A 13,072-nucleotide genomic window follows, 5' to 3' on the forward strand; every position below is an offset into this window, starting at 1 on the left:
TTTTTTGCCTGATCGGCGGACATCAGCTCGAAAGTGCCTCCAGACAACCGGACAGGGTCTCGGTGATCCTGGCGTTGATGCGCAGATCCAGCATCCCGTCGGCCCGGGTGCGTCCCAGGTTGAGGGCGGCCATGGGCTTGCCCCACTCCCGGGCATAACGACAGAATCGCAGTCCCGAATACACCATCAGTGACGACCCCACCACCAGCAGGCCGTCCGCCTCCCGCAGGTAGTCCAGGCCCTGGTTGACCCGGTCCTTCGGCACGAAATCACCGAAGAACACCACGTCGGGCTTGAGTATCCCGCCACAATGCGGGCAGTCGGCCACCCGGAACCCACTGAAATCCACTTCCAGGTCGGCGTCGCCATCGGGGGCGACACCGGCGCTCAGGTCCAGGAAACCGGGATTCAGTTCGGCACAACGGGTATGGACCTGGTCCCGCTCACACCGGTACCCGCAGGCCATGCAGACCACCTGGTCGGCCCGGCCGTGCAGATCGATCACCGTGCGGCTGCCTGCCTTCTGGTGCAAACGGTCCACGTTCTGTGTCACCAGCAGGTCGGTGTATCCCCGGGCCTCCAGGGCCGCCAGGTGATGATGGGCCTGGTTGGGCATGGCATTACGGATCACGGGCCAGCCCAGCAGGCTCCGCCCCCAGTACCGCTGGCGCAATGACGCTTCTGACATGAAGGCCTGGTGCTGGACCGGCTGGCGACGCTTCCAGGCCCCGGCGGCATCCCGGTAGTCGGGAATACCGGAGTCAGTACTCACGCCCGCCCCGGTCAACACCAGCAGGCGGGGATGCCCATGGATAAACTCCGCCAGCCTGGGGGCCGCCTCCCCGGGGGCCAGCTCCTCGGGTTCCGGTCCGGAGCGGGGCATGGGCACTGAACGTGTGGTGGGACGCATGGACACCATCAGCTGTCTCCGGTGGTTACCTGACCCTCCAGCAGTGACTGCCGGGTCATCAGTCGTTCCGTCAGGAAATCCTGGGCCACCCGAACCCGGGCCATCCGGCGCTGATCCTGGTGGGCCAGCAGCCAGAGATCAATACTTTCCCCGTCAAGCGGGCCGGACAGCCGTTCCAGATCGTCGGCGCGATCCCCCAGGTAACAGGGTAATACACCCAGGCCACTGCTCGAACGAATCAGGCTGAACATGCCGTACAGACTGTTGCACCGCAGCGTGGCCCCGGCGCGACGCAGGTTTTTCCGGTACCACTTGCCCGTGGCCAGGTGCACGAAACTTTCGTCCGGTACTACCCATACGTGGTCGCCAGGCAACTCGGATTCATTAAACGGATGTTGCCCGAGGTAGGCATGGCTACCGTAGATGGCGGACTCAATACAGCCAATCCGGGCCCCCACCAGCGTCTGCTGGGGCTGGTTGGTGGGCCGCAGTACCAGGTCCGCGTCCCGCTGGGTCAGGCCGGCCACGTCGGTGCTGGAAATGACTTCCACCTCGATGCCCGGATGGGCCGCCACCAGCTCCGCCAGCAGGGGCGCCAGCAACCCGTTGAGCAGGCTGTCGGTGGTGGCCAGGCGGACCCGGCCCTCTGGCTGGGTTTCCTGACCCACCAGGCGGCGCTCCAGGTTTTCCATGTCCACCGACAGTCGGTCCGCTTCCTGGAAAACCAGCTCGCCGGCGGGGGTCAGGGCCAGCCCATCGCGGTTCCGGTCGAAGAGCTGGACGCCCAGTTCCTCTTCCATCTGGTCCAGCCGCCGGAGCACCGTGGTCTGGTGGACGCCAAGCAGCTCCCCGGCCCTGGCGAGGGTGCCCCCATTGGCGAGGGCGTGTACGTATCTCAGGTAATCCCAATCCATTCAGCTTTCCAATCGGTTGATAACTGCAAATCTGCAACGGAACTATGGAGTTTAACGTATTTAAACTGCAAAAAAGACCGGTCAGAATATGAGCATCCTGACGGACAGGATGCAACGGGCTACATCAGAGGCCCCATACCTTCCGTCGGGAGGGACCTGATCATGCAATTAACCAACCTGAGGAGGTAAGACGTATGCAAGATCGTGTAATGGTAACCCCCGTCCCCTCCACCGTGCTGCACAACGCCGTTGAGCTTCGCCGGGCCTATACCCGCCTAGCCGCACGGAAAGCTGTGAAGGCGGTGGCCCGCTGGACTCACTCTGTCCAGCACCGGATCGCCCTGTTCATCCGCCCGGCGGCGGGATAAGCGGCGCTACAGGGCCAACGGCAAGGTACCGGGCATAGCCAGGAACCGGCGGGCGCAAAAAGACTTGCCACGGGCAGATGCGGCAGGCAGCATTCCGGTTCCACACACAGAACAGGATACTGACCATGACACAGGCTACCGCCCGCCATATTCTTGTTGAAACCGAAGCCAAGTGCGACGAACTCAAGCAGGCCATCGAGAACGGACAGGATTTCGCCGAGGTTGCCCGCGAATACTCCCGTTGCCCCTCCGGTCGCAACGGTGGTGATCTCGGCTCCTTCGGCCCCGGGCAGATGGTGCCGGAATTCGACCAGGCCGTGTTCAACAGCGATCTGAACACGGTGATCGGACCGATCCGCACCCAGTTCGGCTACCACCTGCTGGAGGTCACCAGCCGCTCCTGACAGCGCCCGGCAACCGGACATCCGTCACCGGGATTACCGGGCCCGACGGAACGTCAGGTTGTAGCGCAGATGGCCGGTTGCCTCACACCGGTCATCGGGAACCGGCGCGATACCATGGTATCGGAGCCGGTCTTCCCCTCCCCATAACAGTACATCACCATGTTCCAGCCGCAACCTTGCCGGTGATCCGCCCCGTTTCAGGCCACCCCACAGGAACACTGCAGGCAGCCCCAGTGAAACCGACACCACCGGCCAGCGGAAATCCTCCTCGTCCCGATCCTGGTGGAGACCCATGCGGGCACCAGGCTCATAACGGTTGATCAGGCAGACATCCGGCTCGAACCCCGGAAAGCCGGCCCGGGCGGATACGTCCCGGGCCAGGCTGGCCATGACAGACGGCATGGACGGCCAGGCTTTGCCGGTTTCCGGATCCGTGTCAGCGTAGCGATAGCCGCGGCGGTCGGTCACCCAGCAGCGTTCGCCGCAACCGGTCATGGCCGCGGACATCCGGCGGCCTCCCGGCGTCATCATCCGGCGGAAAGGTGATACCGACGATACCACCCGGATGGCTTCCAGCAGATCCTCCACCACCGGTTGCGCATACTGGCGGAACAGGAAGGCACCGGGGCCGAGTTTCTCCGGTTCGCCGGGGGCATTGAGCACGTCCTGACCTGTAAATAAATCCGGCACCTGTGGCACCCCCTTGACACTTCCCATTGACGCTGAGCGTCACTATACAACGCTTTCCGGCGCTTTTCCGACCGGGTCGCGGCACCCGGCGCTACCTCTGTCACGGCAGGAACGCTCCAAGACCCATCCTGGCGCCCTTGGCCTGGATTATGCTGCATTCCCCATAGACGCCAGTTTACCGGCAGTTCGTAAAATAAGCTGACATCACTGGGGATTCGTCATGACCGTTGTTACTTCAAGCCAGCAGGCGGACCTTCTCCACCGGCTGTACGCAAACAAGCAGAAGCAACTGAACGCCGCCAGCAAACAGGGCAATTCGCTCCTCTACCGGGTCCTGGAAGCCGAGGCCCGAGCCATCAGCGACGCCCTGAATTCCGCGGACCGACGCTGAACGACGCCCGACCGGGGCCCGCCCTGTCGACGCGATCAGGAGTATGCTACAAAGGACTGTTGTCCACAGACCTGTCCTGATGCCCATGTCCAGACCCGTTAAATGGGGCCTTCGGGTCCTTGTTTTCCTCGCCATCCTGCTGTCCGGCCCCGTATTCATGGTCGCCTGCTCCAATATGGACACCAGCGCCAGTTGGCGGGACGCTGATCGCTCCAGTGCCGGGCTGGCTCCCCTGGCCGCCGAATCCCCCCAGGCCCTGGTACAGGTCTACGGAGCAAGGGCCTTCAGCTGGCGCGGTTACTTTGCCATCCACACCTGGATCGCCACCAAGCAGGAAGGCGCCGACAGCTACACCGTCCATGAGGTGACCGGCTGGGGCGCCAACAAGGTCCGGTCCTACCGGTCCCTGCCCGACCGCGCCTGGTACGGGGCTCCGCCGGCGCTGCTGGCCAACATATCCGGGGAGGCCGCTGCACGCCTGATCCCGGACATCGAGCAGGCCATTGCCGACTACCCCTACCCCCACACCTACGAGGCCTGGCCCGGCCCCAACAGCAATACCTTCGTGGCCTGGATTATCCGCCAGGTGTCGGGCCTGGAAGTCAACCTGCCCAATACCGCCATCGGTAAGGATTACCTGGGCAATGGCTATATTGCCGAAACGCCGTCAGGTGCCGGCTACCAGCTGTCCGCCGGCGGTTACATCGGCATATTGGCTGGTGTCCGGGAGGGTCTGGAACTGAATATCCTCGGGCTCTCCCTGGGCGTTGATCCCCGTCACCTGGCCGTCAAACTCCCCGGCGTCGGCTCCCTGGGCCTGCTGGATCCCTGGCCACAAACCCTGCCCTGAATTACCCGAGATTCACTTACCCCCTCAAATAGGTAGGTCGTTCATAAATTGCCGGACCGTTCGGTGAGACATTTAACACAATAGTCTCATATCAAAGGCATAATGAAAGGGACACTTGGTCCCCTGACATCGGTCAGATGCCTACGACATGGTACGCATCTGTCTGTTTTCAGGGGTTATTTATTTTAAGGACACATTAAATATACCCCTGGAAGCGGCACGTCACTACCGCCGACAGGGCCAAAAGAACAGGGGCCACTCCGGTCGTTCACACTGCACCTTGCCCGCTGTATCGCAATCCGATTGCAGGAGACAGGAAAGGCTCCGTACGAAGGTGGCATCCAAGCCACCCCAACTCGACGCATGCCAAGGAGGCAGTTGTGAAACGAGAGAGAGAAGCACCTCAACCCCTGCTCAACGCGGGCCGCCGCAGGCTATTGGTGGGTTCCGGCATACTGGGCGCCGCTGCGGCGGTAGCGCCGGGATTGCTGGTTCCCGGCAAGGCCTACGCCGATCTGGACAGCGGTGACGTCCAGTGGACCGCGGAGCAACTCCAGGCCGCGCTGGAGGCCCTGCGCAACGATACCTTCTTCGGGCTGATTGCCTTTGCCGTGCCCGGAGATGACCCCTACTCCCAGAACCAGGGCGTCAGCACACCGACGCCAGGCGGTATCGGAACACGGGCGGACCTGTACCTGACCGGCGGCATTGACCGCGTCGTGCCCCTGCCGCCGCAATTCATGAACCAACTGCTGGACGGCATCGGCGCTTACCTGAATGCCGCCCCGCTGTCCATTCCCGATGAGGCAGCCGCTTCCCTGGGGGACAATGGCGAGTGGATCCTGGAAAACCTGGATACCTCCCTGAGCCAGTACCTGGAAGGAGACGTGGCCAATTCCATCATGCTGGCGCTGTTGCTGAACCTGGTGGCCAACCAGGTGATCGACGAGCCCGGCACCGGACCGTTCGTGGCGCCGTTCTCCAACCTGACCTGGGAACAGAAAGGCCAGGTCATGGCGGCCCTGGACGGCGAGGATTCCTGGCTCAAGAACGCCCTGCGCTGGACCATCCCCGATGCCGCATTCCGGCAGGCGGCACCCGGTGTCCTGCAAACCTTCATATCCTTTGTCATCCGCATTGCCAGCTTTGCCAGCTACAACGAGTTTGCGGTATTCGACCCGGAGAACCTGACCGTGGCCCAGCGCCCCCTTGGCTGGGTACTCAGCGGCTATGAACCGGGTGCGCCCCCCATTCCGGATGGTGGCGATGATTTCATTGGTTATTACCAGGGACGGAGGAGTGTCGACAATGCGTGATGTCATTATTATCGGCGCCGGGGGCGGTGGCCCCGTGGTTGCAAAGGAACTGGCCGAGCGTGGCCTGGATGTGCTGGTACTGGAGGCTGGCGCCCGCCACGCCAACCCGGAACAGGAATGGTCCTACCTCGAAAATCACATGAACAGCACCCTGACCGGCAAGTTCCGCGTAGGACCGTCAGATCCCGCCAAGCCCGGCTGGTTCCGGGAACTGACCAATCCGGCCAGCATCTCCCAGGTGGCCGGCGTCGGCGGTACCACCCTGCATTATTACGGCAACAGCCCCCGGGCCATGCCGGGCGTGTTCGCCGGTTATAACGGCGCCGACCGGAACCTTTACGACAACGACTATCGCTTCCCCTTCACCTATGAGGAAATGCGACCGTACTATGAGTGGACCGAAGCCACCCTGCCGGTGCAGACCGCTGCCATGGGCAAGAAGGAAAAGGCCTTCTTTGACAGTGCCGAGGCCGCCGGCCTGACGCCCATCACCAGCAAGGATGTCACCCGGGCCGGTTTCCGCCCCCAGGAAAACGCCATCCTGCAACCGGGGGGCACCGCCGGCAAGACCCGGGACAGCTCACAACTGCAGTACCCGAACGCCACCGGCTGTACCTTCTGTGGCCACTGCTTCCAGGGCTGCCAGCTCCCCAAGGGCGCACCCCGCAACCTGAAGGCCCGCCGGTCCACGGATAACAGTTACATTCCCATGGCCCTCACCGCCGACCTTTACAAGCCCGGCGGCAAGGCCATCACTCTGATCTCCGATGCCTACGTTACCCGCATTATCAGCGAACGGCCCCGGTTCAGCCTGACCCGGGTGGCCCGGGGAGTGGAATGGCGCGATACCAATACCGGAGAGACCCGGAGCGAGGAGGCCCGGGTGGTGATCATGGCCGGTGGCTGTATCGAGAACCCACGCCTGTGGCAAAACAGCGAACTGCCAGACTTCAATGGCTGGGTGGGCCGTGGCCTGACCGACCACGCCCTGGACTGGGTGGTGGGTCAATTCCCCCATGACGTCGGCGGCACCGAAGGGCCGGCATCGTCCTCAAGGGCGGACTTCCCGGGCTATGGCTCCATCGAGAACACCTCCAACATGCCAGCTATCCATGCCAACAACCTGAGTGACAGTAACACCGGTATCCGCTCGCTGTACGACAATGGCCTGTCCAATACCGGCGCCTGGGATGGCAAGTCCGGTCGGGTCTACGGCACCGAACTGAAGGACATGATGTCCGATGTCAATCGCCTGATGGCGGTACTGATCCTCACGGATGACGATGTGGAGTACCAGAACCGGGTGGATGTGTCCCAGGCCTTCAGCGATGAGCATGGCCCGGTGGCCCGGGTGAGGATGGAAAAGCGCAACCGCTCGAACCGTACCATCCGTAACCGTAACCACCTGACCAACCGGGCGGCGGAAATCCTGCGGGCCGGCGGTGCCTCGAAGATCATCCGCCTGGACTGGAACCCGGTGCTGCTGCACATGCAGTCATCCATGCGCATGGGTGACAGCGTCCGTAATTCCGTCCTGGATGAGAACTGCGAGGCCCGTGCGGTGGAGGGTCTCTATATCGCGGACCATTCGGCCTTGCCCAACGCCATCGGTGGGCCCAACCCCACCCTGACGTCCCAGGCGCTGGCGACCCGCACCGCCGAAAAGATTTTCCAGAAGTACTTCGACGGCGATCCCTGGGTGGGTAAGGAGAACCCGATCTGTTCCATAGACGATGTGGTGACCCAGGCCGTCATCGACCGGGGAATCTGATGTTCCCCCTGTAGTAACAGCCCGGCATTGCCGGGTTGCCCTTCCTCCTCATTGCCGGCCCCTCGGACTCCGGGCCGGCCTTTTTCCGCCTTCCGACCTTCCACCGCTCACCAGATAAAATCTTTCCATTAAGAGAGTAAGCCAATTTTTTCAATGGGTTAACGAGTTACAAGTTGATTACCAAAGCGTACTTCGACTTTAACTTGGAACCTATCCATTTTGATTTACGCTGGAAATGCGTGATCGAGCGCACAGTCTCGAACCGTGACATTACTGATGACCCAGGAGGTCCGAATGATGCGACTCAAATCCGGTATTGCATGCGTCACTGTTTTTACGACTGCCGTTTTCACGGCACCCGCCGTCATGGCTCAGAGTACAGGCGAACGGGATGATTCCGGCTTCTTCGTCAGTGGCAGCTATGGTGGTTACAAATCCCACGGCGGTGAATTCGACGATGATCGCGATCTGTACGGTGTGTCCGCCGGTTACCAGTTCAACCCGTTCTTCGCCCTGGAAGCCGACTACGTCGACTTTGGCAAATTCGGCGAAGATGACGTCCGCTCGGACCTGAAGGGCCTGGCCCTGTCGGCCAAGGGCCGCTTTCCCCTCACTGAAGCCTTCGGCATCTATGGCAAGGTCGGTGCTTTCGCGTCCGACATGGAAGTGAGCGCTTTTGACGAGAAGGAGACCTACGACGAGGTAAGTCCCTTTGTGGGCGCCGGTGTCGACTTCATGGTCACCCCATCGCTGACTGCATTCGCCGAGTACAACCGCTACAACGTGGATGATGTTGACGAAGACGACTTCAACGGCCAGGTTACCAACGACGGGCCCGAGTTCGACACCGCCCGGGTTGGCCTGCAATACATGTTCTGACCCGATGCCCTGTCGCCGGCAGGCAGGCGACCGAACCCGCGTCTATCCTTGCAGGAGACCTGCAACTCAGGTTCCCGGGTCCGTAGCCCTGCTGCGGGCCCGCTTTTGTGTCCACCACGTTCTTGGGGAGACTGACGCCCATGAATCAATCCGAGCTACCGTTCCTCGATATGCTGATCCGCCTGTCCATTGCGACGGGATTCGGCTTCCTGCTTGGGCTTGAAAGGGAATTGCGCGGCAAGCCGGCGGGGCTACGCTCTCATATGCTGGTGTCGATGGGCGCCGCCACCTTCGTGATGGTCGGCATGCAGATCCTGTTTGACACCGCCACCGGGGATCCCTCCGCCCGGATAGATCCAACCCGCATTGTGGAAGGCGTGATCGGGGGCATTGGTTTTCTCGGTGCCGGTTCCATTATCCAGGCCAGGGGCAGTGTGCAGGGCATCACCACCGGTGCCTCCATCTGGATTGCCGGGGCCGTCGGTGTTGCCAGCGGCGTCGGTAACCTGCCCCTGGCGGGGCTGCTGTCGGCCTTTGCCCTGATCACCATGACGGTGCTGGGGCGTTTCGAGCGGGAAGTGCTCAGCGACTGAGCGGCGTCAGTAGAAATTCCCCACCAGAGCGGTACCTCCCAGCTGTGACATCTGCTGGCGAATCCAGGACACCCGCTCCCACACATAGGGCGTCGGTGCGCCGGCATCAAACATCCGGGGGTTGGGCAGCACCGCCGCCAGGCGGGCGGCCTGGGTGGCTGTCAATTGCGCCGCCGATACGCCGAAATGCACCTGGCTGGCCGCCTCGACCCCGTAGAGTCCCGGGCCGAATTCCGCCACATTGAGGTACACCTCCATGATCCGGCGCTTGGGCCAGAGGCCGTCCATGCCCACCGCCAGCGCCGCCTCCAACCCCTTGCGCACAAAGCTGCGCCCACCCCAGAGAAACAGGTTCTTGCTGGTCTGCTGGGTGATGGTACTGGCCCCCCGCAGGCCGTCACCGTCCTGGAAGGCATTGAGCGCGGTGGCGATGGCACCCAGGTCGACGCCCCAGTGGTTCAGGAAGCGCTGGTCCTCACTGGCGATCACCGCCAGCGGCATCCAGGGCGATATGTTCTCAAGGGGCACCCAGGTCTGGCGGACGCCGGAAAAGCTACCAGTCTCCGCCTGGTAGGCCATGATAAAGGCGGTGGTGGGTGGATTGACGAAACGGAAGAGCAATAGCAACAGGAGTGCCAGGGCAAGAACCGATAGTACCAGGAGGAAAAGCCACCGCAGGGTGATCCTCAACAGCTTCATCGGCCACCAGCCCCCAACAGCCGCACTAGTTGATTGCCAACACTGCTGACCGGTTCCATGATGGCATCATGGACCGCATCCGCGGCACTGGCGGTATACGCCTGCCCCGCCGGGGATTCCAGAAATGTCAGGTAGGTATCGAGATCCTTGTCCGGGAATCCCTCATACATGGACAGGAAGGCCAGGTACACCTGCTCGCCCACCCGGCGCTCAATCGCGGGGCGATTATCCTCGATCTGGGCCCGCACGGATTCCACGGTATCCCCCTCACTGAGCGACGCCAGCGAGTCCGCCAGTTCAAGCTGCACCGCCATGGCGGTTTCCACGGCGGTATCCGTAGCGCCTGTGGCTCGTTCATACCGGTCGAACAGCTCCTGGCGCGCCGTACCCTCGAACCGCTCCCTCAGGGCCGGCCCGGCCGCCTGGACGGCCTTCCAGCTTGAGGGCGCCGCCGCTTGCGACTCCGCCCGGGCCAACTGCCGGCCCAGGGGCGAGTCGTACCAGTCCTTCACCGCCTCCAACTGGGCGTTGTCCAGATCATCCGCCAGGGCCGTGGCCAGTTGCGAACGTACCCGTTGCGGGTTGAAGGCCCGGCTGCCGATACCGGCGATGGTTTCCGCCAGGAACGGGTCCACCTGTCCGGTGCCCACCAGTCCATCACGGATGCCCGTCCTCAGCATGGCCGGGGACTGGTCCGCAATGGCCCCTAGAGGGGACGCCTCAACCACCGATTCAGCCAGAGGAGAGGCATGAACCGCCTGGGACACCAGAAAGCCGATAATAAACAAGGGGGCCAACACCCCGGAAACTGTCTGACGCATGGAAATGCCCCACCAATGAATGTCAGGCCCGTTTATGCCATGGTCGACGGGGTCCGGCAAGGTAAAGTGATGGCCTTTCAATGACGGTTTGGTCAGGGTCCGGTAACAGGTCCTCAGGCCTGCCGGGCGCGCACCAGCAGGTTCTGCTGAGCGGTCCCGATACGGCCCTGTTCGTCATAGATTTCCGAACGGACCAGGCCGATACCATTGGGTTCGATAACCGTTCGGCTATCCAGGGCAACCCACTCGGTCCTCGGATGGCGATGCAGGTACACGGTCAGGTCCGTATTCACAAAGGTGTACTCGTCAAAGGGAAGAATCCAGCTAAGGCCGTTGCCAAAATCCGACGCGGCTACCGCACGCATGGCGGCGGAGACACTCTCCCCTGCAACCAGCGGGTACTGCATGCGGAACCAGCCGGCAGCCGGGCCAGGACCAACAGTCTGGCCATGGGCCACGCGGATATCCATGGCGGTGTAGTGGAACGAGGTCACCTGCTCCATGCCCGGAATCACGAAGGGTTCATGGCACCGGTCGGGGCCCGGCAGCGGATGGCCTCCCAGACGCGGCTCGATGCCCAGTGGCTCGGCCCTCAGGAACAGGGCCACGGCACGGGCGACCACGGTATCACCGCTGGTCAGGGTCATTTCCACTCGCCGGACCGAGCGCCCCTTCCCCATGCTGGCCTGGATGGCCAGCGGCGCCATGGGAACCGGGCGTACCAGCTCCATGGTCAGCCGCGACAACAGCATGTCCGGGTCTCCCACCTGCTCCTCGGCATAGCCCGCCAACAGTGCCGCCGGCGCGCCCCCGTGGAGTGCGTCCGGACTCCAGGGGCCGCGCCCCAGTTCCGTGGGCACAAAAACGTCGCCCTCGCGGAAAAACACAGCTTCGTGACCGGTCTCTGACATATCCTGAATTCCAAGTGTCCTCGGGATAAAAAGGTTTGAACTTGATCCCGAGAATACCGTACCTGTACAGGAAATCCACTGCCTGTGTTAATTACGGCGACTAGCCGTGCCGAATCATGACATGGCGGACAGTGGTGTAATCTTCAAGAGAGTACGACGACATGTCTTTTCCGTATCCTGACTGCTTCATGCCACCGTGGGGCATTTCGTTTACCAGCATGAAGTGGCAGTTCACCCAGGTGCAGCCATACTGCAAGCGTGACGAGACATCCATGGCCCTGGAAATGTCCCTGGTCCACACCGATGACGACAGGCCATATTCTGACTGGTTGGCCCAGGTGACAACATCGTCATCATCCGTGAACCGGGTAACGGACACCACCGGACCAAACACTTCCCGACGGACAATCTCATCATCCTGTCGCGCCCCGGTGATCAGTGTGGGCTCGTAGTAAAAGCCGTTTCCATCAGGCATACGACCGCCTACGGCCACTTCCATGTGAGACTGTTCCGCCGCCCTTTCAACAAAACTGGCTACCCGGTCCCGCTGCCGCTCGGAAATCAGGGGAGGAATTTCGTTGTCATCGTCATTGCCCTGATTGTAGCGGATGGTGGAAACCGCATCGGTCAGCTTCTCCACCAGTTGGTCGTGGATCCCCGCTCCGGCGTATATCCGACAAGCCGCCGTGCAGTCCTGCCCGGCGTTGAAGTAACCGAACGTGCGGATGCCTTCGACTACTTCGTCCAGGTCGGCGTCATCAAATACGAGTACCGGGGCCTTGCCACCCAGTTCGAGGTGGGTCCGTTTCACGCCCTTGGCGGCATTGGTGAGTATCTTCTTGCCGGTGGCGATATCCCCTGTCAGCGAGATCATGTCCACATCCGGATGACAGACCAGGGATGTACCCACGCTTTCCCCCCGACCGGTGATCACATTGAGCACGCCGGCAGGCAGTACTTCGGCGGCGATCCGTGCCAGCAACAGGCTGGTCAGGGGCGTCTGCTCCGACGGCTTGATCACAACGGTATTGCCCGCCGCCAGGGCCGGGCTGATCTTCCAGGCCGCCATCATCAGCGGGTAGTTCCAGGGTGCAATGGAACCGACCACACCCACCGGGTCACGGCGGATCATCGAGGTGTGACCCGTCATATACTCTCCTGCCGCGCTTCCCTGCATGCACCGGGCCGCACCGGCAAAGTATCTCAGGCAGTCCACGACCGCCGGGATCTCCTCCGCCAGCACGATATGGAACGGTTTTCCGCAGTTCAATGCCTCCAGCCGGGCGAAGGTTTCGCCGTGCTGCTCAATCCGGTCCGCCAGCCGCAGCAACAGCAGCGAACGCTCCCCCGGCGTGGTTCTCGACCAGCCCTGGAAGGCCTTGCGGGCCGCGGCAACTGCCTGGTTGACCTGATCATCGGAGGCCTCGGGCAGATCAATGATCTTCCCGGCGGTACGCGGATTGAGTATGGATTCCTCCGGCCCGTTTCCGGCCACCAGGTCTCCACCAATCAATAAACGGGTATCCAGGGCCTGGGCACCACTTGCATTACCTGT

General features: G+C 62.2%; 15 protein-coding genes. 8 read left to right on the top strand and 7 right to left on the bottom strand.

The window, feature by feature from the left end; all coding sequences use genetic code 11:
* Positions 1-22: 22 nt before the first annotated feature.
* Complete coding sequence (locus RO069_RS05515; RefSeq protein WP_442915339.1) at positions 23-919, bottom strand: NAD-dependent protein deacetylase; 897 nt, start codon at positions 917-919, stop codon at positions 23-25.
* A complete protein-coding gene (locus RO069_RS05520; protein WP_328185812.1) occupies positions 919-1,824 on the bottom strand; it encodes a LysR family transcriptional regulator in 906 nt (301 codons plus the stop codon). Before RO069_RS05520 ends, RO069_RS05515 begins: the two co-directional genes overlap by 1 nt.
* Before the next feature lie 194 nt (positions 1,825-2,018).
* On the opposite strand from RO069_RS05520, the gene RO069_RS05525 reads away from it, so the two are divergent.
* Positions 2,019-2,192 carry a hypothetical protein gene (locus tag RO069_RS05525; RefSeq protein WP_328185814.1) on the top strand — a complete coding sequence of 58 codons (174 nt, stop codon included), beginning with the start codon at positions 2,019-2,021 and terminating at the stop codon, positions 2,190-2,192.
* A 125-nt stretch (positions 2,193-2,317) separates the two neighbouring features.
* The gene (locus tag RO069_RS05530; RefSeq protein ID WP_328185816.1) at positions 2,318-2,596 is read left to right on the top strand and encodes a peptidylprolyl isomerase; all 279 of its coding nucleotides are present in this window, start codon (positions 2,318-2,320) and stop codon (positions 2,594-2,596) included.
* Positions 2,597-2,629: 33 nt separating this feature from the next.
* Here RO069_RS05530 and alkB read toward each other — a convergent pair whose 3' ends face one another.
* The gene (gene alkB, locus RO069_RS05535) at positions 2,630-3,313 is read right to left on the bottom strand and encodes a DNA oxidative demethylase AlkB (RefSeq protein WP_442915340.1); all 684 of its coding nucleotides are present in this window, start codon (positions 3,311-3,313) and stop codon (positions 2,630-2,632) included.
* 193 nt (positions 3,314-3,506) lie between these two features.
* On the opposite strand from alkB, the gene RO069_RS05540 reads away from it, so the two are divergent.
* The 6 genes from RO069_RS05540 (at position 3,507) to RO069_RS05565 (ending at position 9,086) form a co-directional block, all read left to right on the top strand.
* Positions 3,507-3,677: a hypothetical protein gene (locus tag RO069_RS05540; RefSeq protein ID WP_328185820.1), complete on the top strand. Its 171-nt coding sequence runs from the start codon at positions 3,507-3,509 to the stop codon at positions 3,675-3,677.
* An 85-nt stretch (positions 3,678-3,762) separates the two neighbouring features.
* Positions 3,763-4,527 (top strand): DUF3750 domain-containing protein, encoded by a 765-nt coding sequence (locus RO069_RS05545; protein WP_328185821.1) that lies wholly within the window; start codon positions 3,763-3,765, stop codon positions 4,525-4,527.
* Between the two features lie 380 nt (positions 4,528-4,907).
* Complete coding sequence (locus RO069_RS05550; RefSeq protein ID WP_328185822.1) at positions 4,908-5,843, top strand: hypothetical protein; 936 nt, start codon at positions 4,908-4,910, stop codon at positions 5,841-5,843.
* Complete coding sequence (locus tag RO069_RS05555) at positions 5,836-7,614, top strand: GMC oxidoreductase (RefSeq protein WP_328185823.1); 1,779 nt, start codon at positions 5,836-5,838, stop codon at positions 7,612-7,614. The genes RO069_RS05550 and RO069_RS05555 overlap by 8 nt, the downstream gene beginning before the upstream one ends.
* A gap of 297 nt (positions 7,615-7,911) precedes the next feature.
* Complete coding sequence (locus RO069_RS05560) at positions 7,912-8,493, top strand: outer membrane beta-barrel protein (protein WP_328186195.1); 582 nt, start codon at positions 7,912-7,914, stop codon at positions 8,491-8,493.
* A gap of 140 nt (positions 8,494-8,633) precedes the next feature.
* Positions 8,634-9,086, top strand: coding sequence for an MgtC/SapB family protein (locus RO069_RS05565; protein ID WP_328185825.1), 453 nt, complete (start codon positions 8,634-8,636; stop codon positions 9,084-9,086).
* A gap of 6 nt (positions 9,087-9,092) precedes the next feature.
* Here the strand turns inward: RO069_RS05565 and mtgA are convergent, their stop codons facing one another.
* The 4 genes from mtgA to RO069_RS05585 form a co-directional block, all read right to left on the bottom strand.
* Positions 9,093-9,785, bottom strand: a complete 693-nt coding sequence (mtgA, locus tag RO069_RS05570) for a monofunctional biosynthetic peptidoglycan transglycosylase (protein WP_328185827.1) — start codon at positions 9,783-9,785, stop codon at positions 9,093-9,095.
* Complete coding sequence (locus RO069_RS05575; protein WP_328185828.1) at positions 9,782-10,606, bottom strand: DUF2059 domain-containing protein; 825 nt, start codon at positions 10,604-10,606, stop codon at positions 9,782-9,784. The genes mtgA and RO069_RS05575 overlap by 4 nt, the downstream gene beginning before the upstream one ends.
* A gap of 113 nt (positions 10,607-10,719) precedes the next feature.
* Positions 10,720-11,517 (bottom strand): thioesterase family protein, encoded by a 798-nt coding sequence (locus RO069_RS05580; RefSeq protein ID WP_328185829.1) that lies wholly within the window; start codon positions 11,515-11,517, stop codon positions 10,720-10,722.
* Positions 11,518-11,617: 100 nt separating this feature from the next.
* Entirely contained in the window at positions 11,618-13,045 is a 1,428-nt protein-coding gene (locus RO069_RS05585) for a gamma-aminobutyraldehyde dehydrogenase (protein WP_328186197.1), read from the bottom strand.
* Positions 13,046-13,072: the final 27 nt, after the last annotated feature.

It is taken from the genome of Marinobacter sp. OP 3.4 (assembly GCF_036224885.1).
Taxonomy (GTDB): domain Bacteria; phylum Pseudomonadota; class Gammaproteobacteria; order Pseudomonadales; family Oleiphilaceae; genus Marinobacter.